Here is a 23,895-nt window from a genome sequence, read left to right as displayed (position 1 = left end):
ACTGCCCGTAAAGGTGGGATAAAAAATAACGAAGTACAATGTTAAGCATTATATTATTTATATCGGACAAATTTCCTGTATGTAAAGTACTAGAATAGGAATCTAAAAAGAAGGCAAATATCTAGGTTTCCCACTCTCTAAAAGACTTTTCATTATGATATGATAAAAGAGAAAGATGACAAGGGGGTAGGGGATTTATGATGGAAAAAAAGGAGTTTATGGGGTTAGTTGAAAAGGCCTTCGATGAAAGAAATTTTAATCCAGAGAGTATTTTTTTATTTAAACTTTTTCAATTTGATTTTCAATATGATGATGAAAATAGAACGTGTACGATTACGTGCCCCATATCAGAAGTGATGCTCAACCCAAGCGGAATAGTTCATGGGGGAGTTTACACGTTTTTGACAGATACAGCAATGGGGCATTTGAATTTTCGCCTAAAGGACGCCCCGTATGTATCACTAGAATTGAAGACTTCTTATTTTAAAGCAGCATCTACTGGGAATATTACCGCCACAGCAAGATATACAAAAGAAGGGTATAAAGTATGTTTCATGGAATGTGAAGTACATAATGAAGAAGGAGATTTATTGTGTAAAACCTCTGGAACGTTTTACAGATATCAAAAATAAATTGGTGAATTTGAAAGTAAAGATACTATGAAAATTAGGTAAGATACGGACATTTTCCTTCTTGATGGTCTGCTTCCTATTAAGTATACTATTTCTTGCAAAGTCGTTTCATAAAAAGGAGAATAAAGATGAAAATAATTCAAGTGAAAGATTATCAAGCAATGAGTGAAAAAGCATGTGAATTAATCGTAGAAAGAATGCAAAAACTGGAAAACCCCGTATTAGGACTTGCAACTGGTTCTACTCCGGAAGGCTTATACAAATGTTTAATTAAAAAGAATAAAGAAGGCAAAGTTTCCTTTAAAAATACGACGACATTCAATTTAGACGAATATGTTGGAATAAGTAAGGAAGATCCAAATAGCTACGTTTACTTTATGAATGATAAATTATTTGATCATGTTGATATTGCAAAAGAAAATGTTCATATACCAAGTGGATTAGAAAAAGACATGGATCAAGAATGTGAAAATTATGAGCAAATGATCCGTAACGCAGGTGGAATCGATGTTCAAGTATTGGGAATTGGAGTGAATGGTCATATTGGATTTAATGAACCCGGAACACCATTTACAAAACCAACGCATGTTGTGGAATTAACGGATTCTACTCGTGAGGCGAATGCAAGATTTTTTGCTTCTAAGGATGAAGTGCCAACCCATGCTATTTCAATGGGGCCTAAAACGATTATGCAAAGTAAAGAGATATTATTACTTATTTCCGGTGAAAACAAAGCCGACGCAGTTGCACAATTAATCGAAGGCGATGTAGATGAGCAAATGCCAGCATCTATCTTACAAAAACACGATCATGTCACGGTTATTGCAGACGAAGCAGCATTATCTAAGACGAAGAATAAATAAAGTAATTTTGAAAAGAGCAGCCTATGTAAATGGGTGCTCTTTTAGTGTTGGACTGGATAATTATTCTGTGTTGGTGCAAAAAGTTAATATTATGTTCAATAAACTGGTATAGACATATATACAATAGGCTGTTATTATAAAAGTAAGCAATTACATTGTCTTCATATCTAGATAAACGATGAGTAAAGAAAGGAAGATAATTTTGTTTAAAAAACTATTCCGGTCATTCACATATATTAACAGAAGAGGTCTATTATCGGGCTGGAGGGCTTGTCCCCATTCATCCAATTTTTCATGAGCCATTAATGCTACATGAAGGCGCGATCTGTTCATCGGAATTGGAGCGGAAGAGCGGCTATGCTAAGACATTTATGGAAGAACAAGATATTCGTGAAAATGACGTGATGATTGTGATATCCACTTCTGGAAGAAACCCTGTTCCTATTGAAACTGCTCTTTTATCCAAGGAAAAAGGAGCGTTCGTAATTGGCCTATCATCCCATGTCTATGCAGAAGGGCAAACATCAAGACATGTTAGTGGGAAGTTTTTACATGAAGTTGTTGATGTAGGAATTGATAACCATATTCCAGTGGGGGATGCCTTGTTAACGAATGAAAATGTATCCGTTGGTTTTGCTCCAGGATCAACCACTGTTGGTGCGTCTATTCTTAATGCGATGATGGCAGAAGCGATATCCCGTATGGTAGAAAAGGGAATAACTCCGCCAGTATTTTTAAGTGGGAATGTGGACGGGGCTGATAAGCATAATCACGTATTAATGGAAAAATATAGCCACCGAATTAGATTTTAAACAAATAGCACATAAAGTGGTATAGACAACTATATATAAGGCGTGCTATAATTTTGATAAAAAAAGAAGGGCTTTAGTTCTTGTCGACAGAATTAGGAGGAGTTTCTTTCTTGCATAAGTGGAATGAAGATATTTGTTCTAAAGTGGCGAATGCCAAGTTTTCTAAAAAGAGAATTGAGATCGATTTATTAAATGTTTATCAAGTAAAAATAGGAGGTTTTTACTATGATGAAATACTTGCAAAATCTAGGTAAGTCATTAATGCTTCCTGTTGCCGTATTACCTGCAGCTGCGGTATTAGTGGGGATTGGTTATGCAATTGACCCTGAAGGTATGGGTTCTGGGAGTATCATTGCGGCATTTTTAATTAGCGCGGGTAATGCAATTTTAAACTTTATTCCGATTTTATTTGCCGTCGGTGTCGCAATAGGGATGACAAAGGCAAAAGATGGTCCAGCAGCACTTAGTGGCCTGGTTGGTTATTTGGTTGTTACAACTGTTTTAGCAACAGATAATGTAGCCAACTTGTTACAAATTAAAGTTGAAAGTGTCAATATGGCATTTGAAAATATTGATAATGTTTTTATTGGTATTATTTCTGGACTGATTGCGGCTGCACTATATAACCGCTTTAGTCATGTGAAATTACCTGAAGCACTTGCATTCTTTAGTGGAAAACGATTGGTACCAATTTTAACAGCAGCAACCATGCTTGTAGTTTCCATGATCTTATTATTTGTATGGCCAGCTGTATATTCCGCATTGGTTTCATTTGGGGAAGCAATTAGTAGTCTAGGGGCAATTGGTGCTGGACTGTATGGATTCTTTAACCGTATTTTAATTCCGACTGGTTTACACCACGCATTAAATAACGTGTTCTGGTTTGATGTTGCGGGTATTAATGATATCGGTAACTTCTGGAATGGAGAAGGAACGCCAGGTATTACTGGTAGATATCAAGCAGGTTACTTCCCAATCATGATGTTTGGGCTTCCGGCGGCAGCACTTGCCATGTATCATACAGCGAAATCGAAAAGGAAAAAACAAGCTGCGTCCTTACTAATGGCAGTAGCGTTTGCATCTTTCCTTACCGGTGTTACGGAGCCGCTTGAATTTTCATTCATGTTCTTAGCACCAGTGCTTTACGTGGTACACGCAGTGCTAACAGGTATATCGTTGTTCATCGCAGCAACATTCCATTGGACAGCAGGATTTAGCTTTAGTGCTGGTCTTATCGACTTTTTATTAAGTTCACGACTTCCACTAGCGAATAATCCATATATGCTCATTCTTTTAGGTCTTGTGTTTGCGGTTATTTACTACTTCCTATTCCGTTTTTTAATTATCAAATTTGATTTCAAAACGCCTGGTCGTGAAGATGATGATGAGGAGGAAGTGCTAGTTGGAGAAACTGCACCGAATACTACTGGAAAAGATAAGTATGCAATGATGGCAGAGGCAATTTATGAGGGGCTTGGCGGAGATGAGAATGTAATATCCGTTGATAACTGTGCGACCCGATTACGTCTTGAGGTAAAAGACATGGACGCAGTGGATCAGAAGAAAATCAAAGCAACCGGTGTACCTGGAATAAATGTCGTTGGAAAACATAGCATACAAGTTATTGTAGGGACACAGGTTCAAGCCGTAGCTGATGAAGTACACAAATTAAGAAAAAAAGATGAATAAAAATGGGGGAGGCTGGTATTCTTAAGAAGGATATTGGCCTTTTTTAGCAGGTAGGAAAGTATAAAAATCTTTCCCGTCTGGGGCTCCGATTACTCGCCCCATCATAAAGATTTGCATAAGTGCAACTAAGGCATTCGCCAACTTAAAAAATAAAAGCTACGAGAAATATGGAGAGATAAGGTTTTTTCTATTGGTCTATAATCTAAACCGAAGCAATGTTAAAATAAATTTTGGGAAATAACAGGATCAACAAACAGCGCTGTTAATCCCGTTTCATTTGCATTTTGAATTTATATTTATCGGAGCGGTAAATGGATTTGACATATTCAATTGGCGTTTCTTGGTCGTTTTTCAAGAAGCTTGTCCGGTGCATGACGAGAACAGGATCTCCCTTTTTGATATTTAAATACTGGGTTTCTTCTTCGTGAGCTAGGGATGCTTCAATCGTTTGATTCCCATAAGCAATTTCTAAATTTAATTTTTTTTCAATGTAATCGTAGAATGACATAAAAAGGTCCTTGTCACTGATTTCACCAACTAAATGTTTCGGTGTATAAATAGTTTCTAAAGCAAGTGGTTCGTCGTTAGCCATTCGGATTCGTTTGACTTCATAGATCTCATCGGTTGGTTCAGTTTTTAGTATAGAACTTATCCAAGTATGACCTGAAATGACATGAAAACTAAGTAGTTTATTAGAAGGAATCAATCCACGGTTCTTCATGTCCTCACTAAAGCTAGACAGTCCGGATAGGTCCTGTTCAAATTTTCTTTCTGCAACAAAGGTACCTCGGCCTTTTTGACGATAAATCAACCCTTCTTTTACAAGGTTTGTAATTGCTTGGCGTACGGTCATTCTGCTTATGTCATATTTTTCTGCATATTCACGTTCGGAAGGCAATAAATCACCAGGTTTCAACTGATCTTGAATCATGCGTTTTATCTCTTCTTCTAGTTGATAATAAATAGGGATAGGAGAATTTTTGTCAATCATGTGTATTCCCTTTCATTGCCCGTTTTCAGTGCCACAGCTGTCAGCGAGTAATATTCAACATTTATTTTTGCCAACGAGGACACTACGGTTTTCTTTAATTTTATCAAAATAATGATTGTGTGTACACAAATATATTAATGACTAGACAACTATAGGTTTAACATCTTAAATGTGAAAGGAACAGTGAGCTATGAATACATCTATATATATTAAAAACATCCATATTCTCTTGGAAGATGAGGAATTGTCTAATGGGGGAATATTAATAGAAAACGATAAGATTAAGAAAATTTTTAGGGAAAATGAGCAACCGAATCATCTCCCTGAAAATGTAGAAATATTGAACGGTGCCAATCTAACCGCCATTCCAGGGTTCATCGATGGTCACATACATGGTGCGAACGGTGCCGATACGATGGATGCTACAGAGGAAGCGTTGGATGCGATGGCATACTTGCTACCGAAAGAAGGGACAACTAGTTTTCTAGCAACAACCATCACCCAGTCTCCGGAAAATATCGAGAAAGCTTTAAAGAACGTTGCAAAATATAAAAATAAAGCCAAACACGCAGAAATGATTGGTGTCCACTTGGAAGGACCATTTGTTGAAAAGTCGAAAGCTGGTGCGCAACCTATTGAATACATTATGGAGCCCAATTTGAATCAATTTTTAAAATGGCAGGAGCTTTCAGGGAACAACATTCGAACGATTACCATGGCACCAGAGCATGATGTGGACGGTACATTTATTGGGTATTTAAATAAAAATGGTATTAACGTATCTGCTGGACACACAGATGTTGGATTTGAAGGTATTAAAAAGGCAGTTGGAGAAGGGGTTAGCCAATTAACTCATTTATGTAATGCGATGAACGGGATTCATCATCGTGACATTGGAGCGGTTGGTGCGGCATTCCAATTGGACGATCTTCGTGCGGAATTAATTTCTGATGGCGTACATGTTGTAAAAGAAATGCTACAACTGATTTATAGTAATATCGGTAGTGAGCGACTCATTTTAATTACGGATGCGATGCGGGCAAAAGGTTTACCAGCGGGTGATTATGAGCTTGGTGGACAACCTGTAAAAGTTACGGAAGATCGTGCGGTATTAGAGGATGGTACACTTGCTGGTAGTATTTTAAAAATGGATAAAGGAGTGCAAATGATGCTCGGATTGGATGGTGTAACGTTAGGTGATGTTGTACAAATGGCTTCCGTCAATCCTGCAAAACAAATCGGTATATATGATCGAAAGGGAAGTATCAAAGAAGGAAAAGATGCCGATATTTTACTTGTTGATGATGCGTTGAATATACAATACACCATTTGCCGTGGTGACATTTCATTTATGCGAGCGTAATGGGCATATCGTTTTTAATGAACTAGGAAGCATTTATCGGACCTTTAAGGAAGTTGATCTCCCACCTACCTTCTTTGTTTCCCAAGAAGGTTTAGGTGGGATAGATTCCTCACTATCAGTTTTGAAGATGTGTTCCACGTAGTTAAGATTACTTTTGAATCCTCTGTTTTTCACACTTTAGCGCTTATAACAGTTGTATCGCTTGAGACGTTGATACTTTGTATCCTCTTAACTTCACTATTGAAACAGTTAAAGAATCAAAATCAGATGTGCTTATATCAGTCCCTTTTAATCATGTTTCTTCAAATCTTACGCCAAGTTGAATAAAGAAAGCTATTGAATTGAACTTTTAATCTAATTTATACAAGCGAATTTTAATTCTAGTCGATCATCCGAATACACATTAAAATAAGGGATGTTCTGTCAAGCTCGTAAAAAAACCCAAAAACTAGGATTTTATCCATGTCGCCATGAATTCTCCTAGCATATAGTGACTATATAAGGCTTAAGGAGGTGTATTGTAATGAGTGATGGAAGAGGATACGGTGATGGTTTTGCGTTGATCGTTGTGTTGTTTATTTTGTTAATTATTGTAGGTTCTGCATATGTTGGATTTGGTTATTAATAATAAAATTTTTGTAAGGAGTGTTATTATGGGATTCGGATTTGGTAACTGTGGATATGGTGGATATGGATACGGTGGAGGAGTAGCAGGAGCAGGATATGGCGGAGGTAACAGCTTTGCGTTAATCGTTGTTCTGTTTATCCTTCTAATCATCGTTGGCGCAGCTTGGTATTGCTAAGTCTTTCTAATGGAAGAAACCTTTTTTAAAAGCTTTCCTCATGTCTTTAATAAAGACTATTACCTCCTCTAAAGCGGTTATGGGGTAGCTAGAAATTTAGCTACCCTCTTCTTATTTGTATTGGTTTATCGAGATAGATGGGGATTATTTGTGATTTAAAGGATTAAGAAAAAATGCGGAGCCTATAAAAGGCTTCGCATTTTTTGGATAAATATTATGCCAATACTTCTTCCACAGTTTTCACTACATTTTCAACTGTAAATCCGTATTCTTCAATCACTTTGTCTCCTGGTGCGGATGCGCCGAAACGATCGATTCCTAGTACTTTACCGTCTAGACCTACATAGCGTTCCCATCCAAGTGTTGCACCCATTTCAATAGCTACGCGAGCTCTAACTTCTGATGGAAGAACAGCTTTTTTGTATGCTTCGTCTTGTGCTTCGAAACGATCCCATGATGGCATACTTACGACACGTGCATCGATACCTTTTGCTTTTAATTCAGATTGAGCTTGTACAGCTAATTGTACTTCAGAACCTGTTGCTAAAAGGATTGCATCTGGGGTTTCTTTTTCAGAATCTACTAATACGTAGCCACCTTTTTGTACTCCTTCATAACCAGTACCTTCTAATGTTGGAAGGTTTTGGCGAGTTAGAACAAGTGCAGTTGGTGTGTCTGTAGATTCTACTGCTAATCTCCATGCTGCAGAAGTTTCATTTGCATCTGCTGGACGGATAATAGAAAGACCAGGCATGGCACGTAATGCTGCTAAATGTTCGATTGGTTCGTGAGTTGGGCCATCTTCTCCAACAGCGATAGAATCGTGAGTTAATACATACGTAACTGGTTGATTCATAATCGATGCAAGACGAATGGATGGACGTAGGTAGTCATTAAATACGAAGAATGTACCACCATAGACTTTTAATCCACCATGAAGTGCCATACCATTTAGTGCAGCACCCATCGCATGTTCACGAACACCAAACCAAATGTTACGTCCAGCGTAATTTTCTCTTGAATAGTCTTCTTCTTTATTCATCATGGTTTTGTTTGAACCAGCTAAATCCGCACTTCCTCCGAAGAAGTTAGGTACAGCATCTGCAATAGCGTTTAGCACTTTACCAGAAGATGCTCTAGTTGCTAAAGTATCTTCACCAGGAGTGAATTGTGGTAACGCCTTTTCCCATCCTTCAGGAAGTTCGTTGTTGATTGCTGTTTCTAGTTCATTTGCTAATTCAGGATATTTTTCTTTATATGTGCTGAATAGCTTATTCCATTGTGCTTCTTTTTCTTCACCATCTTTAACGATTTTTTCGTTGAAATCAGCGTAAACTTCTTCCGGAACGTGGAAAGCTTCATGTTCCCATTTATAGAATTCTTTCGTTAATTTCACTTCATCCGTACCAAGTGGAGCACCGTGAGAATCGGATTTAGCGGATTTATTTGGTGAACCATAACCAATTACTGTTTTAATTTCAATAAATGTTGGTTGTTCTGTATTTTCTTGAGCTGTTCGGATTGCTTTTCTAATTTCATTTAGGTTATTTCCATCTTCTACATAAAGAACTTGCCAACCGTATGCTTTGAAACGTTCTTGTGCATTATCAGAATAAGATTTATTTAAATCTCCGTCTAAGGAAATGTCATTGGAATCATAAAGAACGATCAATTTTCCTAAGCCTAAGTGACCAGCTAGAGAAGCTGTTTCATGAGAGATACCTTCCATTAGGTCTCCGTCACCAACAAGAGAGTAAGTGTAGTGGTCTACTACATTTAAATCTTCTTTATTATATTTAGCAGCTAAATGACTTTCTGCCATCGCCATCCCAACTGCCATTGCAATACCTTGGCCTAGTGGACCAGTTGTAGCTTCCACACCATCTGTATGGTTTACTTCTGGATGTCCAGGAGTTTTAGAATCCCACTGACGGAATGATTTTAAATCATCCATGGATACATCATAACCTGATAAATGAAGTAAACTATATAAAAGCATGGAACCATGGCCTGCTGAAAGTACAAAACGGTCACGGTTGAACCATTTAGAATGTTTTGGATTGTGATTCATGAAATCCGTCCAAAGTGTATATGCCATTGGTGCTGCCCCCATTGGTAAACCAGGGTGACCAGAATTAGCTTTTTCAATCGCATCAATTGCAAGAGTACGAATAGTATTTACTGCTAGCTGTTCTACATTATTTGACATTGTCAAACTCCCTCCGAATAAAGTAATTAATAGTATTACTATATACTAGTATAATAGAAAACGAGTGGGAAACAAATGAAAAACAATTAAATAATTGTAATTTAATAAGTAAGTTTGTCGTTTTTCGTTTATAATGAGTTTAGGAAAAGGTTTACATAGGAAAGGAAGGATTTTGGAAATGAGCCAAGTCGATGAAACAAAACAATTAGTTGGTGAAGAAGCGGTTAAATATATAAAAGATGGAATGAAAGTTGGATTAGGGTATGGTTCAACGATGTATTATGCTGTGAAAAAATTAGGTGAACGTATAAAAGAAGAAGGTATCAATATAGTAGGAGTACCTTCAGCAAATAAAACAGCGGAATGGGCAATGGAATTTGGAGTTCCACTTACCGACTTTTCGAAAGTTCAAGAGCTTGATATTGCCATTGATGGAGCAGATGAAGTAGACCCAAGTTTACAATTAATTAAAGGTGGCGGCGGTGCATTATTTCGGGAAAAAGTAGTGGCAGCAGCGGCTAAGGAATTCTATGTCATTGTTGATGATACTAAAATGGTAAATCATTTAGGTGCATTCAAACTACCAATAGAAGTGGTCCCTTTTGGTTGGCAAGTAACAGCCAGTAAAATTAAAAAAATTGGTTGTGAACCGGTATTAAGAGAAAAAGATGGGGACGTATTTATATCTGATAATGGAAATTATATATTAGATTGTGATTTTAAAAAGATTACCGAACCAGAAAAATTACATAATGAACTTATCGGAATCGTTGGCGTTGTTGAGACAGGATTGTTTGTAAATATGGCTGATAAGGTTTTGGTAGGGAAGGATGGGAAAGTGGAAGTTGTTGAGAAATAATAATTAAATTACTAGAAAGTTATTAAGAAATAAAAGTACCTCATAATGGATTGGGGTATTTTTTATTATCGTGATATTTGAAGTGGTAAATTAATTAAAATAGTAAATTTTGAAAAAGGTAATTTGTAGATTATTGATAATTTATTGTTCGTAATTTATATTTTATGTATCTTTAATTAGAATTGTGTTGTATATCTTTAGTATTATTTGTCAGTAATATTAAAAAAATTGATAAAAATGCTAATTTTTATATTGACATATTCGACAAAATCAAATATATTTTTGGTATAGTAAGCGCTTAATCATGAGATATAAAATTCTTAAAATGAAAGTATTTTTCTATCATTAATGTATAAGATAAAGCGCTTAACTAAATAATGTTCCAGAGGGGGACAAATATACATGAAAGCATTAGTAAAAAAAGGACTTGGAGAAGAAAGTATTGGTCTTGAACAAATAGAGATTCCTTCTGTAGGGGACGGTAAAGTTCTTGTCAAAGTGCATGCGACAGGCATTTGTGGTACGGACGTTCATATTCTTAAGGATGAGTATCCAGCAAATTATCCAGTTGCTTTAGGTCATGAATATTCTGGTTATGTAGAAGAAGTTGGAAAGAATGTTACTAATTTTAAAAAAGGAGAAAGAGTTGTTTCTCATACAGCTGCTGTCACTTGCGGTCAGTGTTACTACTGTAAGCATGGATTGCTTATGTTATGTGAAGAAAGAAAATCGATTGGATCTGGTGTAAATGGAGCTTTTGCAGAATACGTAGTTGTTCCAGCAGAACTTACTTATAAGATTCCAGAAAATATAAGCATGGACGAAGCTGCACTTAGTGAGCCTCTTGCATGTATCGTACGAAGTGTAATCGAAAGAGGGACGGTAAAAGCAGGTGATACGGTTGTCGTGTCTGGACCAGGGACCATTGGTCTTCTTACACAACAGGTGGTACAAGCTAGCGGTGGAAATGTTACAGTAGTTGGCACTTCTCAAGATAGATCAAGATTGGAGTTAGCTAAAGAATTAGGAGCAATGGAAATCATCGTGGTAGATGATGAGAAAGAACAAGAAAAATTACAATCCATTATGGGCACATTTGATGTAGCTTTTGAGTGTTCTGGGGCTGCACCGTCTGCACATAATTGTCTCCATCTATTGAAAAAGACTGGTTTGTATGTTCAAGTTGGACTCTATGGTAAGAAAATTCCATTTGATCATGACTTAGCGCTAATGAAGGAAATTAATATTACCAATAGTTATGCATCGGAACCTACTTCATGGGTAAGAGCATTACAGTTACTAGAATCTAAGAAAGTTAATGTGAAACCCTTGATTTCTAATAAACTACCTTTAGAAGAATGGGAAAAGGGATTTGATATTGTGATGAATAAAGGCGGATTTAAGGTTTTGCTTTCCCCTAGTGAATAAAAGAATCTCATCAATTGTGTTAAAGGAGTTGGTTAAAAATGACAAAGGTAAAAGAGGTAGAAACTACTTCTAATGTAGTGCCAAAAGAAATGAAGGTGGCCTACCTTGAAGATAAATGTAAGGTAAATGTTCATACGGAAAGAGTGCCTAGTGTAAGCGGAAAAGATACATTAATCAAAGTAATGGCTGTAGGAATTTGTGGTTCTGACGTTCACTACTATGCTCACGGACATATTGGTAAACGTCAAGTCAATTATCCACATGTTCAAGGTCATGAATTTTCAGGAGTAGTCGTAGCTGTTGGAGAAGAAGTTACGAAGTTTAAAGTTGGAGATCGCGTTACAGCGGAACCAGGAGTTTCTTGTTTAACTTGTGAATTTTGTAAACGTGGAGATTACAATCTATGTCCAGATATGAAGTTCTTATCTACACCACCTTATAAAGGAGCATTCACTCAGTACGTAACGCATCGAGAAGATTTTGTATTCCCAATTCCCGATACACTATCTTTTGAAAACGCTACCTTATCAGAACCTTTATCCGTTGGCATTCATGCAGTTAAGCGAGGAAAGTTAGAACCAGGAATGAATGTATTCATCTCAGGTATGGGACCTGTTGGTTTATTAACTGTTTTAGCCGCAAAGGCATTTGGAGCAAAAGAAATCGTTGTTAGTGATATGGTTCCTCTAAGATTGGAGACAGCCAAAAAAATAGGTGCAACGAAAATCATTAATTTTACAGAAGACAATACTGCAGAAGAAGTAGCAAAAGCAACAGTTGGCATGGGTCCAGATATTATTATTGAAACATCCGGAAATGTAAACGCATTAAAGTCAGCAGTAGGTCTGGTAAAACGCGGTGGCTCCATTGTTACAGTAGGATTTCCACCTGAAGATGTCGAATTAGATGTTACATCCTTAATGCAAAAAGAGGCTGATCTAATCACGCTTTATCGTTACCGTAATACATTCCCATTGGCTATCAATCTACTAGAAACTTATGAGAAGAATTTAGCTGGTTTTATAACAGGTACTTATCCAATTGATCGGATTCAAGATGCAATGGAACAGGCACGAACTGATAGAGATGGAAGTCTTAAAATTGTTGTCTATCCTAATTAAAAAAGGAGGAAAATAGATGAAAAATTATCTAAAAGTCTTAATGTTATTATTTTTAGCAGCTATCATGCTTGCAGCATGTGGTGGAAATGAAAAAGCAAGTGGCTCTGGAGAAAAAGGAAATGGCGAACAAATTGTTCTTGATTTAAGTATTCCTGAACCAGAAGGTGCTAAATATGATGTAGCTGCTAAACACTTTAAAGAAGAATTAGAAAAACTAACAAACGATGAAATGACAGTAAAAATTTATTACAGTAATGCTCTAGGTGGAGAAAAAGAGGTATTTGAATTAATGAGTAACAATTCACTAGATATGTCTATACAGTCTGCTGGCCCAATGGTTAACTGGGTAGAAGAGATTTCTGTATTTGACTTACCATTCCTATTGGATAACAGAGAACATGCTCATGCTGTGTTAGATGGTGAAGTTGGTGACGAACTAGCTCAAAAATTTGAAGAAACAGCTAACGTTAAAGTCTTGGGCTGGGTAGAAAATGGATTTGTAGCTACAAGCTCTAACAAAGCAATTAATTCTGTTGATGATGTAAAAGGTATGAAGATCCGTGTACAAGAGAATGAATTACAAATAGATGCCTGGGAGGAATTTGGTGCAGCACCAACACCAATGGCTTGGACAGAAGTGTTTACTGGATTACAACAAGGTGTAATCGATGGTCACTCTAACTCACTTGCTACGATTCAAACTTCTCAAATCTATGAAGTACAAAGCCATGTAGCTCTATTAGAAGATAGATATCAACCAGGTCCAATCGCAATGAGTAAACAGAGTTTTGAAAGCCTATCTCCTGAACACCAAGAAGCAGTTGTTAAAGCTGCTGAATCTACAGTACCAGTTGGAAGAGATGCGAACCAACAAAAAATTGATGAAGCATATGATTTCTTAGTAGAACAAGGAATTGAAATTACAGAGCCAGACAAAGAATCATTCAAAGCTATAATGACCCCTGTTTATGAAAAATGGGGACCAATTATTGGTGAGGATCTAATAGAAAAAATTAGAAATACGGAATATTAATAGTCAAGGTGATAACGGCATTAGCTGTTATCACCTATATCAAATATAGAGGTGGTTTTAGATGAACGTAATTGCCAAAAAATATGTAAAGTATTTAGATTATGTAAATAAAATAATCGAAAACGCATTAGCTGTTATTTTAGGGGTAATGAGCGTGTTAATATTTTGGCAGGTTGTGTCAAGGTATCTAATAGGATCTCCATCTTCTTGGTCAGAAGAACTTTCCAGATTCTTAATGGTCTATCTAGTAATGTTCGGTGCTGCAACTGCGTTAAAGAAAGGTAGTTTAATAGCGGTAGATGCTCTTCATGAAGCACTTAGTGATAAAGTGAGTAAATGGATTAAGGTTATTTCAGAATTAATTTCTATTGTCTTTTACGTTATTCTAGTAATTTATGGTTGGGAGTTCGCTTCTCATTCTAGTAATCAAATTGCACCAGGAACAGGCTTATCCATGTTTCTTATTTACCTAAGTATGCCGCTTGGTGGCCTATTCTTAACATTGAATTCAATTGGCTCCATCTTTAACGAATTCATTAAGGGAAAGGAGTGAGATTCGGCTTATGTTACCAATATTTTTTATTTCCGTTTTAGTATTTATCATACTAGGTGCTCCGATTGCAGTCTCACTCGGGTTAGCTACAGCAATTGGGGCTGAGATGCACCCTACACTATCATTACAACTTGTACCTCAATTAATATTTAACTCTTTAAACTCCTTTCCACTAATGGCGATTCCGTTCTTCATCTTTGCAGGAAATTTAATGGGGGTTGGCGGAATCGCAAAACGACTAGTTAATTTTGCGAGCGCATTAATTGGACATTTAACTGGTGGTCTCGCTATGGTTGCTATTGTAACATCAATGTTCTTCGCGGCTTTATCTGGTTCGGGGGCAGCCACAACTGCTGCTATAGGTTCGATTTTAATTCCAGCTATGGTTGCTAAGGGGTATAAAATTGAGTATGCTGCAGCGAACCAAGCGGTAGCTGGGGCGCTTGGAATTATTATCCCTCCTAGTATTGCCATGATTGTTTATGGGGTAACTGCCGAGGTTTCCATAGCTGATCTATTTATGGGCGGTGTGTTACCAGGTATACTTATCACATTTTCCCTTGTTCTAAGCGCCTTCTTTTTTGCTAAAAGAGATAATATTCCTAGAGAAGAACGTAAAAACCTCAAAGATCTTGCAGTAGCATTTAAAGAGTCTATTCTTGCATTGCTAATGCCGATTATTGTTTTAGGTGGTATATATGGGGGGATTTTCACTCCGACAGAAGCATCTGTAGTTGCAGTATTCTATTCTTTGTTTGTTGGAATCGTCATCTACAGAGAAATGAGTTTTAAAGACGTTTGGAAGTCTTTGAAGAAATCTGCTGAATCTACAGCAATCATTATGTTAGTTATTGGTGCTGCAGGACTATTTGGATTCTTCCTTTCAATTACAGGAGTACCCGATTTAGTTACCGGACTCCTACAAGAATTTGTAGATAATAAATATCTATTCTTATTAGTAATTAACATTATCCTATTCTTAATGGGTATGTTTATGGACGGATCTGCTGCCATTCTAATTTTAGTTCCATTACTTTTAGATACTGCAATTGGATTCGGAATCGATCCATTACATTTCGGGATAATTATGGTATGTAACTTAGCAATTGGACTAGTTACACCACCGGTTGGTATAGACTTGTTCGTTGTATCACAGCTCACCAAAGTACCGTTACTCAGGGTAGCGCGGTTTGCAATACCACTAATCATCATACTGGTAGTTGATGTATTGCTAATTACTTATTTACCATTCTTATCAACATGGTTACCTTATTTGTTGAAGGGATAGAATGATTGATTTTTATTAAATGAAAAAGGGTTGTTCTTTAGATCTTGATGGTCTTAAGAACAGCTTTTTTTGTTTGTGAAGATTGGGAGATGTGGTTGAAATCTTCGTCGTCAATAAAATAATCCATGGAGAAAAACATCCCCACGGATTTATCAATGTTAATGATGATGCAGCACTTTATAATTTGCCCCAAACAACTGAATCTTAGATCTTGCCATAACTTTTACTGCAGCCCTTCCCGTACGTAAAAATATGCGACTATCCGAAATTTCACTTTGAGTTGAAAGTACTGCTCGAACTGCTTCGGTGAATGCAACTTGGTTTTCCGTATTGACGTTAATTTTTGATACACCTAATGAAATTGCTCTCGTAATATCGTCGTCTGGTACACCAGAACCGCCATGCAGAACAAGTGGAACTGGTACAGCTTGTGCAACTTCCGAAATAACATCAAATTGAATGTTTGGTTTCTTTTTATACATTCCGTGTGCAGTTCCGACCGCGACAGCAAGAGCATCTACTCGCGTCTGTTTCCAGAATTCAATTGCCTCTTCTGCGTTTGGTAAAATAACGTCTTCTTCCTTAACAGTGATATCATCTTCGGTACCACCAATTGTTCCGAGTTCAGCTTCAACAGAAACCCCTACCGAATGAGCTGCTTCCACTACTTTCTTCGTTAGGATAATGTTCTCCTCTAACGAAAGACTTGATCCATCAATCATGACGGAAGAGAAACCAGCTCGAATACATTTCATCACTACTTCAAAACTACTTCCATGATCTAAATGTAAAGCAATAGGAACCAAACTGTTTTTAGTAGCGGCATTTACAATCGATATGATATAATCCATCCCCATGTATTGAATAGTAGGCTCCCCAACTCCTAAAATAACAGGATAATTTTCTTCGTTTGCAACTTCTACTATTGCTTGAGTAAATTCCATATTAATAATATTAAATTGAGGAACAGCATATTTATTCTTTTTAGCTTTCTGGAGCATTTCTGTCACGGGAACTAATGTCATAAACTTGTAACTCCCTTCGTTTCCTTTATATAATTGTTTACATTCTCTTTAATCATATCTCGTGAAACCATAATGCTCTGTTAATTCGTTTCCTGAACCACCAAATTCATTAATACCAAAATTGATTATTTTTGGTCCTTTAATCGAATTCTAGCCATATGGAGTAGCTAATTCAATAATTACCCGATTTTTAACATTTGCTGGAAGAATAAGTTCTTTGTATTCCTCGGACTGGCTCATTAAATAACTCTTAGAATGGCATAATTACAACACGAGTGGAATATTCTTCGTCTGTTAATTGTTGAGCTACTTGAACGGTTTGAGAACCTTGAGAACCTTCCGGCAAGTTAATCATGAAACTTATAAAAATTGCCCCCTTTTTTATATCTCTAAAGTCATAATAATGCAAAGTAAAATAAAAAACAATAAAAATTTTTAAAATAGTAAGAATTTTAATGTTTACAAAAGTGAAAAAGTAATTTAAAATAAAGAAAAGACAAAAAGAGAAAGTGTGAGAAAATGTTCGTAAGCAAGCGACTTCAATTAATGTTTCAATATATAAAGAAAAAGGGTGTCATAAGCATTAATGAGATTGCAAGTCAATTTGATATATCTGTTGTTACGGCAAGAAAAGATATCGAAATTTTAGAAAAGGAAACGACAAATATAAAAAAGGTTCACGGTGGTGTTCTTTGGATAGAAGAGGAAAAAGAAGAGGAGATAAATCAATACTCAAATGACTTTCTAAATGAACGGTTCCAAGAACAAAGGAAATTAAATTTAGAAAAAAAGAAAGCGATTGCAAAAAAGGCGGCAACTTTACTTAATTATAATGAAAGTATTTTACTTGATGCAGGTTCTACTATATATGAGTTTTCCAAGAACATACCTGATGATATAAAACTAACCGTTTTTATTACTACATTAAATATTGCGGAGGTATTAGAATCGAATAATGCGATAACGAAGATAGTGCTCGGCGGGGTCTTTCGATCGAAGACAACGACCATGATTAGCTCTATCCTTGAGAATGCCATTACATCTCTACATGCAGATAAACTTTTTATTTCCGCATCTGGCTGTTCTCCATCTTATGGTTTCACCTGTAGTGATATTTTGGAAGGGGATGTAAAGAAAAAATTACTTTCCTCTACAAAGGCAGTGTATTGGTTAGTGGATTCTTCTAAGATTGGTAATCGAAGTTCATTCCCCATTTCACCATTAAATAAGGATCATTATCTAATTGTGGATGATGGGATTAAGCTGGAGGATAAGGAAAGATTAGAAAAACAAATAAATGTAATTGTAGCTGAAAAGAAGGAGGTTACGTTATGAATGTTCTAGTTGCGCAATCAGGAGGACCAACACCTGTCATTAATTCTACATTGTATGGAGTTGTGAAGGAAGCAGTTGATCGTAAGAAAATAAATAAAGTTTACGGGTCTATCAATGGGATGGAAGGAATTTTGAACAACGATTTAATAGAATTGAATTGTTTTACAAATCAACTGAATACTATAAAACATCAGCCAGGAGCTTTTTTAAGTGGTTCTAGGTATCAATTAACAGAAGATGATTTACAGACAATTGTTACTCGTTTAGATGAGTTGCATATTGATGTTCTGTTTTACATTGGCGGAAATGGATCCGCTGTTACGATTACGAATATCGATGAAATATGCCAGGATAGAAATTTTGATATTCAGTGTATTTTTGTTCCAAAGACCATTGACAATGATATAGAAGGAACCGATCATACACCAGGATATATTTCGGCATCAATTGCTTTAGATCGAATACTTTCAGGAATTGAGTTAGATTTCCAATCCCTTCGTTCCAGAAACCAAATAGAAATTGTTGAAGTAATGGGTGGAAACTCTGGATGGTTAATGGCAGCTGGAGCGGCAAGGAAGAGAAAATTCCCAATCCTTGCATATTTACCTGAAAAGGAATGGGAAATGCAACAGATTTTAGAAGATGTTGAAAAAACTACTGTACGTCATCAATCTGCTATTCTATTAATACCAGATCACATGAAGATAAAACATCTACAATCTGAAATTAATAAAAACAATCCTAGAAATAAGTATAACGGTGGAATTAGTTATAAGATTGCAAATGTGATTCAACAGCATATTGCAATCAAAACAAAGATAACTATTCCAAGCAGTATATATACATGTTCCAATGGAGCATTACTAGATTTAGAAGAGGCAGAATTAATAGGAAGGGAGGCTGTTACAATCGCATTAGCTGGTGAAACAGGGAAAATGGTGGGGGTTGAGAGGGTGAATCACGACCCTTACAAAATAAACATAAAACCTGTTCAACTATCTCGTGTCTGTGGAGAAGAAAGGGTATTACCGTCGCACTATTGGGATGATGTTAAACAACTGCCAACATTAGCGTTCCAAGAATACATCCATCCATTCATTGATTTAAACGCCTCATCAAAATCAATAAAATTGTATGATTTAATGCAGTTAAAGAGTTAATTTTATATTTAATCCTTAAAAACTTAATACAAGGGGGAAATTGAATGAACTTGAAAAAATTATTGTTCTTATTCATTACAGCTACTTTTATTTTAGCAGCATGTAGTCCGCCATCAACTGCAAATAAATCTGAAGGTGAAGGAACAAAGGATTCAACTGAAGAAAAAACAGAAGATGGAAAAACACAAATCACTTGGTTACAACATTGGGTGAATGAGCAAGGTCCGGACAAAATTTATGAGGTAAAAGCAGCTTTTGAAGAAAAACACCCTGATATTGAACTTGTAATTGAAGATATTCCTTTCGCTCAAGAACATGACAAAATTCTTTCTTTAGATTTATCTGGTAATCCACCAGATGTTATTACTACATCAGGTGCTTGGTTAATCGAATTTGCTGAAGCAGGGATAATAGATCCGATTGATGATTACCTCACTACTATGTCAGAGGAGCAACAACAACAATTAGAAGGACCAATGTTACAAGAATACAATGGACATGTATATGGTGTTCCAATCACAAACGGAACTATGGCAATGTTCTATAATAAAGCATTGCTTGAAGGAGCTGGGGTAGAAGTACCGACTACTTGGGAAGAAGTAGTAAATGCTTCTATTAAACTAACGGATCCTGATGAAAACCGTTATGCATTAACAGGTAACTTAGCAGTAGAACCTCCAACTGCCATCAGTTATGAAGTTATCCCTTTTATACTTCAAGCTGGTGGGAAAATGCTAGAAGATGGTAAAGCTGTTTTTAATTCACCTGAAGGCGTGAAGGGTTTAGAATTTTTAAATGAATTAATGAATGAACATGAAGTAATGACTCCTGGAGCATTCAATGCAGGGGAAAAAGAAAAGAGAGCAAACTTTTCAGCTGGAAACGTAGCCTTTATGTTTGAAGGTCCATGGGGAGTGAACATTCAGAAAAACTTAAACCCTGATTTGGACTTTGGTGTAGCTCCACTTCCTAAAGGAGTACAATCAGGAACCATTGCGCTAGGTTCTGTATTATCAATCACTTCGAAAAGTGATAAAAAAGAGGCGGCGTGGAAATTTCTAGAGTTCATGAGTAGTGCAGAAGGACAATTATTATGGGATCAGGCAACTGGTTTTTTCCCGTACAACTCTAAAACAATGGAAGATCCATACTTCTCAGAAGATTCCTACTTAAGTGTATTTGTTGATAGTTACAAGAACTTTGATCGTGTAGAAGTAATTGACCACTATCTTCCAAATGCAGACGACTTAAGAAAACAATTCACAATAGAAGTTCAAAACTATCTATCTGGTAAAAAATCTGCACAGGAAGCGCTTGATGATGCAGCAGCTTATTGGAATGAGGCACTAGAAAAATAAGAGATGGTGGGAGGGTTCCTTAGTGGACCCTTTCAATAATGGAGGTACAAGTATGAAAAACAATGGATACCATAATCAATACTATGATTATTTTAAGAAGATATCCTTCATCCTACCTGCACTTTTGCTGTTATTACTATTAACAGCCTATCCGTTATACCAGGTTATTGTCATGAGTTTTTATGATTATTCCAATACAGATAACCCTATTTTCGCTGGGGCAGAAAACTATGCACGTTTCTTTAGAGATCCACTATTTTGGAAATCCTTAATTAATACAATTGTTTTTACTGTTATAAGTGTTGCCTTTAGTTTCATAATCGGAATGACGTTCGCTCTATTATTAAACCAACCAATTAATACAAGGTTTCGCGCGGTATTTCGTTCGGTGTTAATTTTTCCATGGTTAACATCTTCTACCGTAGTTGCTGCGATTTTTATGTTAATGTTTAATCCTTTTGGTCTTATAAACCATTTCCTAGGTTTGATTGGGATAGATTCTCTAGCACAAACTGCTTGGTTAGGGAATGAAAAAACTGCTCTCGCCTCAATTATCGTAGCCAATATTTGGAGAGGCTTTCCATTTATGATGCTTATGTTATTAGCTGGACTTCAAACGATTCCGAAAGATTTATATGAAGCAGCTGAATTAGATGGGGCCGGATTCTTTAAGAGGTTATTTTATATTACCATCCCCTCCATGAAGAATATTATTTTGACATTAGCAACATTAGAATTTATTTGGAACTTCCGTGCGTTTGATCTTGTTTTCCTGATGACAGGCGGGGGACCAATGAATAGTACAGAAATATTATCCACTTATATTTATCAATTTGCATTTAGAAAACTAGACTTCGGATATGCATCTGCAGCGGCGTTATTTATGCTATTTATTATGGTAACGTTATCATTCTTTTATATTCGGAAATCTGTTAGTAAGGGGGACTAGTTGATGGCGAACAGAGGGAGAGTGGCAACCTATTTATCTATTATCGTATTAGGTAGTATCGCGCTAGTACCGATCATGTGGATGGTCAGTGTTATGTTCAGGTCCAACCCTGACGTATTTGCTGTACCATTAAGTATACTACCACCAGAGTTTACATGGGAGGCGTTTGCAAAGGTTTTTAGTAATAAAGATTTGATGCAATTATTTATTAACAGTTACATTATTGCTATTGCTGTTACATTTATCTGTGTACTCTTTGCCGCACTTGCTGGGTATGGATTTTCTCGTTTTGAATTTAAAGGAAAAAAAACTGCGTTAATTTATATTCTATTAACTCAAATGTTTCCTATGGTTTTATTAGTCATTCCATACTTTTTATTCGTATCAAAAATTGGTTTATACGATACGTACTGGGCTCTAATATTGGCATATACTTCATTTGCCTTACCCTTTTCTATTATGATGTTACGTGATTTCATTAACACGATACCAAGAGAATTAGATGAAGCTGCGAAAATGGACGGTTGTGGACCATTCCGAACGTTTTTCTTTATTATTTTGCCACCTAGTTTACCAGGATTAATATCAACAGCTGTTTACACATTTATCTTAGCTTGGAACGAGTTCTTATTTGCTGTTCAGTTAACGAACTCAATAGCTTCTCGTCCGTTAACAATTGGAATCGGGATGTTAATTGGGGAGTTTACAACGGAGTGGAACGCGTTAATGGCTCTATCTTTTATGGCTAGTGCACCACTTATCATTGTATTCTTATTTGTACAAAAGTTCTTCTTACAAGGGCTTACTGCTGGTAGTGTGAAATAAAAATTAATCCTAAATGATAGGAGGATAACACTATTTTACCTTAGACTTAAAACTATATTGTTAGCTTAAAGACACATTATTTACAAAAACAGACAATAGTTGAGGAAATAATTCTTCATCTATTGTCTGTTTTATTAAGTAATCTAGCGCTATTCCTAAATTAATTCTGTGTTTCTGACTCCAAAATCTCCTTATTACCCTCGATTTTCTAATAATGACCTTAAAGCTACCTTATTAAACAATAATGTTAGTAGACTTCCACTAAAGATTAAGTATTTTATGCTTTAATATAATCTAAAAGTAAAATAATCAATGTTATAGTGCATTACAGAATAATAGATTATTTGGTGCAGCCATCGACGCATTTGTCGAAGATTCTATCCCAAAGGAACATCCACTGTTAACATGTAATAACATTATTGGATTCTCACATAATAGGGCAAATCCAATAAACTCCCTTTTCTGAATGGGAAAAGAAGCTATAGAATGTAATAGTAGGATTGACGAGTAGTGAGTAGGCTTTATCTCGAAAAAGATGATTTTGAAGGAAGTTGGTAAAGAAAAAGAATACGTTACGATAGTGCACCCTAATTTTACTGAAGGGCTAGTATCTTACAATACTGGGGGACAGGCATCAATCATTTAATCTTAGTGCTTGATGGAGCGGGGTTCCTGTCCATCAAGCTTCCTTAGTTACCTCTCATAGATAACTATTCCATCTCTATCTATTTGCTTTTTTTTCATTATTAAGTTGGTCAGAAAACACAATATCACATGAATAAATACCAACCAATTTATTAATATCCTCTTTAATACTTGCTTTTTTGTTTCCCGTGTACGTAATACATGAATCTATATCAGAACGAAAACTTGCAGTATTTTTAGCACGTGAACCAAACAATATGACCTTTACAATGTTAGCCTGTTTATCAAAAAAATTAGAAGTAATTTTTCAATGGCATCCACCTAATTATTCATAATTTTACCTTTAATATTCTCGTAATCTTCCTCACTATATATATGTGCCGTTGTATTTCTAGAGGCTAAGATTTCATTCCATGTTTCCATGTCATCAATAAATTCCTCTTTGAAAGCTTGTTTGTAACAGTTACGTGGATTATTAAGTTCCAAGCCCATTGATTTAAAAATCTTAGATAATAGTTTCCATACTAATCTTCAAGCATTTCATATTTTTTTATGATGGAATCGCGATATACTTCCTTAGTTAATTCCTCTGGATTTTCCATGTTTTCGAGTGTGGAAATAATAATCTTCAAATGATTTAAAATTTGAAAAGAATGCTGATGGGATAGTTGGATGGATTCTTCATAATTATTAAATAAATCACTCATTTAATTCTCCTTTCAAAAATCGATTGTCCTACATTTAATTTTAATGGGATGTGTAGATAAACTCCATAGGAACGATTTATTTAAGAGTACTTATTTGGAGGGAAACAAATTACAGGAAAAAATATAAACAGGTTACCAATACACAAAGCACTTTATAAAAGGTATTGTTTGTAAGCGGTATCAATGTTAAAATAGAATCACGAGTTAACCAACTTCTTCTCTTAATGAAATTATATATATACAATCA

At 36.0% G+C, this 23,895-nt stretch carries 24 protein-coding genes and 3 pseudogenes; 20 read left to right on the top strand and 7 right to left on the bottom strand.

All coding sequences use genetic code 11. The features are described 5' to 3' along the window. Positions 1–197: 197 nt before the first annotated feature. The 5 genes and pseudogenes from ACFQ18_RS02255 to nagE all read left to right on the top strand — a co-directional run bounded on the left by ACFQ18_RS02255 (position 198) and on the right by nagE (position 3,996). Positions 198–632 (top strand): PaaI family thioesterase, encoded by a 435-nt coding sequence (locus ACFQ18_RS02255; RefSeq protein ID WP_052771634.1) that lies wholly within the window; start codon positions 198–200, stop codon positions 630–632. A gap of 128 nt (positions 633–760) precedes the next feature. Next, positions 761–1,495: a glucosamine-6-phosphate deaminase gene (gene nagB / locus ACFQ18_RS02250; RefSeq protein WP_060669254.1), complete on the top strand. Its 735-nt coding sequence runs from the start codon at positions 761–763 to the stop codon at positions 1,493–1,495. Positions 1,496–1,716: 221 nt separating this feature from the next. Continuing rightward, positions 1,717–2,307: pseudogene (locus ACFQ18_RS02245) on the top strand (SIS domain-containing protein); the annotation flags it as partial. Positions 2,308–2,387: 80 nt separating this feature from the next. Continuing rightward, the gene (locus ACFQ18_RS02240) at positions 2,388–2,561 is read left to right on the top strand and encodes a hypothetical protein (RefSeq protein WP_379565615.1); all 174 of its coding nucleotides are present in this window, start codon (positions 2,388–2,390) and stop codon (positions 2,559–2,561) included. Next, entirely contained in the window at positions 2,533–3,996 is a 1,464-nt protein-coding gene (gene nagE, locus ACFQ18_RS02235) for an N-acetylglucosamine-specific PTS transporter subunit IIBC (protein WP_204797870.1), read from the top strand. The genes ACFQ18_RS02240 and nagE overlap by 29 nt, the downstream gene beginning before the upstream one ends. Positions 3,997–4,258: 262 nt before the next feature. Here nagE and ACFQ18_RS02230 read toward each other — a convergent pair whose 3' ends face one another. Next, the gene (locus ACFQ18_RS02230) at positions 4,259–4,987 is read right to left on the bottom strand and encodes a GntR family transcriptional regulator (protein ID WP_047184142.1); all 729 of its coding nucleotides are present in this window, start codon (positions 4,985–4,987) and stop codon (positions 4,259–4,261) included. 190 nt (positions 4,988–5,177) lie between these two features. Here ACFQ18_RS02230 and nagA point away from each other — a divergent pair, with 190 nt between their 5' ends. Continuing rightward, complete coding sequence (nagA, locus tag ACFQ18_RS02225) at positions 5,178–6,350, top strand: N-acetylglucosamine-6-phosphate deacetylase (protein ID WP_060669252.1); 1,173 nt, start codon at positions 5,178–5,180, stop codon at positions 6,348–6,350. Between the two features lie 184 nt (positions 6,351–6,534). Here nagA and ACFQ18_RS02220 read toward each other — a convergent pair. Beyond that, positions 6,535–6,642 (bottom strand): annotated as a pseudogene (locus ACFQ18_RS02220) (pentapeptide repeat-containing protein); the annotation flags it as partial. 231 nt (positions 6,643–6,873) lie between these two features. Here ACFQ18_RS02220 and ACFQ18_RS02215 point away from each other — a divergent pair. Both ACFQ18_RS02215 and ACFQ18_RS02210 read left to right on the top strand, forming a co-directional pair. Then, positions 6,874–6,975 (top strand): YjcZ family sporulation protein, encoded by a 102-nt coding sequence (locus ACFQ18_RS02215; protein ID WP_083452650.1) that lies wholly within the window; start codon positions 6,874–6,876, stop codon positions 6,973–6,975. Between the two features lie 28 nt (positions 6,976–7,003). Continuing rightward, entirely contained in the window at positions 7,004–7,153 is a 150-nt protein-coding gene (locus ACFQ18_RS02210) for a YjcZ family sporulation protein (protein ID WP_083452649.1), read from the top strand. Between the two features lie 214 nt (positions 7,154–7,367). On the opposite strand, the gene tkt is transcribed toward ACFQ18_RS02210, so the two are convergent. Beyond that, positions 7,368–9,362, bottom strand: a complete 1,995-nt coding sequence (gene tkt, locus ACFQ18_RS02205) for a transketolase (protein WP_204797869.1) — start codon at positions 9,360–9,362, stop codon at positions 7,368–7,370. A gap of 178 nt (positions 9,363–9,540) precedes the next feature. Between tkt and rpiA the strand changes: the two genes are divergently transcribed. The 6 genes from rpiA (at position 9,541) to ACFQ18_RS02175 (ending at position 15,644) form a co-directional block, all read left to right on the top strand. Next, on the top strand, positions 9,541–10,221 hold the full coding sequence (rpiA, locus tag ACFQ18_RS02200; RefSeq protein WP_204797868.1) for a ribose 5-phosphate isomerase A: 681 nt from the start codon (positions 9,541–9,543) through the stop codon (positions 10,219–10,221). A gap of 402 nt (positions 10,222–10,623) precedes the next feature. Continuing rightward, positions 10,624–11,649: a zinc-dependent alcohol dehydrogenase gene (locus tag ACFQ18_RS02195; protein WP_204797867.1), complete on the top strand. Its 1,026-nt coding sequence runs from the start codon at positions 10,624–10,626 to the stop codon at positions 11,647–11,649. Between the two features lie 38 nt (positions 11,650–11,687). Next, complete coding sequence (locus ACFQ18_RS02190; RefSeq protein WP_204797866.1) at positions 11,688–12,770, top strand: NAD(P)-dependent alcohol dehydrogenase; 1,083 nt, start codon at positions 11,688–11,690, stop codon at positions 12,768–12,770. A 16-nt stretch (positions 12,771–12,786) separates the two neighbouring features. Beyond that, positions 12,787–13,803 (top strand): TRAP transporter substrate-binding protein, encoded by a 1,017-nt coding sequence (dctP, locus tag ACFQ18_RS02185; protein ID WP_204797865.1) that lies wholly within the window; start codon positions 12,787–12,789, stop codon positions 13,801–13,803. 61 nt (positions 13,804–13,864) lie between these two features. Next, a complete protein-coding gene (locus tag ACFQ18_RS02180; RefSeq protein WP_204797864.1) occupies positions 13,865–14,356 on the top strand; it encodes a TRAP transporter small permease in 492 nt (163 codons plus the stop codon). 10 nt (positions 14,357–14,366) lie between these two features. Next, entirely contained in the window at positions 14,367–15,644 is a 1,278-nt protein-coding gene (locus ACFQ18_RS02175; RefSeq protein WP_204797863.1) for a TRAP transporter large permease, read from the top strand. A gap of 158 nt (positions 15,645–15,802) precedes the next feature. On the opposite strand, the gene fba is transcribed toward ACFQ18_RS02175, so the two are convergent. Further along, a complete protein-coding gene (gene fba, locus ACFQ18_RS02170; RefSeq protein WP_204797862.1) occupies positions 15,803–16,669 on the bottom strand; it encodes a class II fructose-1,6-bisphosphate aldolase in 867 nt (288 codons plus the stop codon). A gap of 519 nt (positions 16,670–17,188) precedes the next feature. On the opposite strand from fba, the gene ACFQ18_RS02165 reads away from it, so the two are divergent. The 6 genes and pseudogenes from ACFQ18_RS02165 to ACFQ18_RS02140 all read left to right on the top strand — a co-directional run. Further along, the gene (locus tag ACFQ18_RS02165; protein ID WP_204797861.1) at positions 17,189–18,004 is read left to right on the top strand and encodes a DeoR/GlpR family DNA-binding transcription regulator; all 816 of its coding nucleotides are present in this window, start codon (positions 17,189–17,191) and stop codon (positions 18,002–18,004) included. Beyond that, positions 18,001–19,164, top strand: coding sequence for a diphosphate--fructose-6-phosphate 1-phosphotransferase (locus tag ACFQ18_RS02160; RefSeq protein WP_204797860.1), 1,164 nt, complete (start codon positions 18,001–18,003; stop codon positions 19,162–19,164). The genes ACFQ18_RS02165 and ACFQ18_RS02160 overlap by 4 nt, the downstream gene beginning before the upstream one ends. Positions 19,165–19,208: 44 nt before the next feature. Beyond that, positions 19,209–20,522: an ABC transporter substrate-binding protein gene (locus ACFQ18_RS02155; RefSeq protein WP_204797859.1), complete on the top strand. Its 1,314-nt coding sequence runs from the start codon at positions 19,209–19,211 to the stop codon at positions 20,520–20,522. A 52-nt stretch (positions 20,523–20,574) separates the two neighbouring features. Then, complete coding sequence (locus tag ACFQ18_RS02150) at positions 20,575–21,471, top strand: carbohydrate ABC transporter permease (protein WP_204797858.1); 897 nt, start codon at positions 20,575–20,577, stop codon at positions 21,469–21,471. 3 nt (positions 21,472–21,474) lie between these two features. Next, positions 21,475–22,296 (top strand): carbohydrate ABC transporter permease, encoded by an 822-nt coding sequence (locus ACFQ18_RS02145; protein ID WP_204797857.1) that lies wholly within the window; start codon positions 21,475–21,477, stop codon positions 22,294–22,296. Positions 22,297–22,624: 328 nt separating this feature from the next. After that, positions 22,625–22,762, top strand: a pseudogene (locus tag ACFQ18_RS02140) (hypothetical protein); the annotation flags it as partial. A 255-nt stretch (positions 22,763–23,017) separates the two neighbouring features. Here the strand turns inward: ACFQ18_RS02140 and ACFQ18_RS02135 are convergent. From ACFQ18_RS02135 to ACFQ18_RS02125, 3 genes are all read right to left on the bottom strand, one after another. After that, positions 23,018–23,197 (bottom strand): nucleotidyltransferase domain-containing protein, encoded by a 180-nt coding sequence (locus ACFQ18_RS02135; protein WP_379565606.1) that lies wholly within the window; start codon positions 23,195–23,197, stop codon positions 23,018–23,020. A gap of 65 nt (positions 23,198–23,262) precedes the next feature. Then, the gene (locus ACFQ18_RS02130) at positions 23,263–23,433 is read right to left on the bottom strand and encodes a nucleotidyltransferase substrate binding protein (RefSeq protein ID WP_379565604.1); all 171 of its coding nucleotides are present in this window, start codon (positions 23,431–23,433) and stop codon (positions 23,263–23,265) included. A gap of 32 nt (positions 23,434–23,465) precedes the next feature. Then, positions 23,466–23,648, bottom strand: a complete 183-nt coding sequence (locus ACFQ18_RS02125) for a hypothetical protein (protein ID WP_379565602.1) — start codon at positions 23,646–23,648, stop codon at positions 23,466–23,468. Positions 23,649–23,895 lie beyond the last annotated feature (247 nt).

The organism is Oceanobacillus caeni, assembly GCF_042678465.1.
GTDB classification, from domain to species: Bacteria; Bacillota; Bacilli; order Bacillales; family Amphibacillaceae; genus Oceanobacillus; species Oceanobacillus caeni.
The sequence above is the reverse complement of the archived record's forward strand: the minus strand, read 5'-3'. Positions and strand labels throughout refer to the sequence as shown.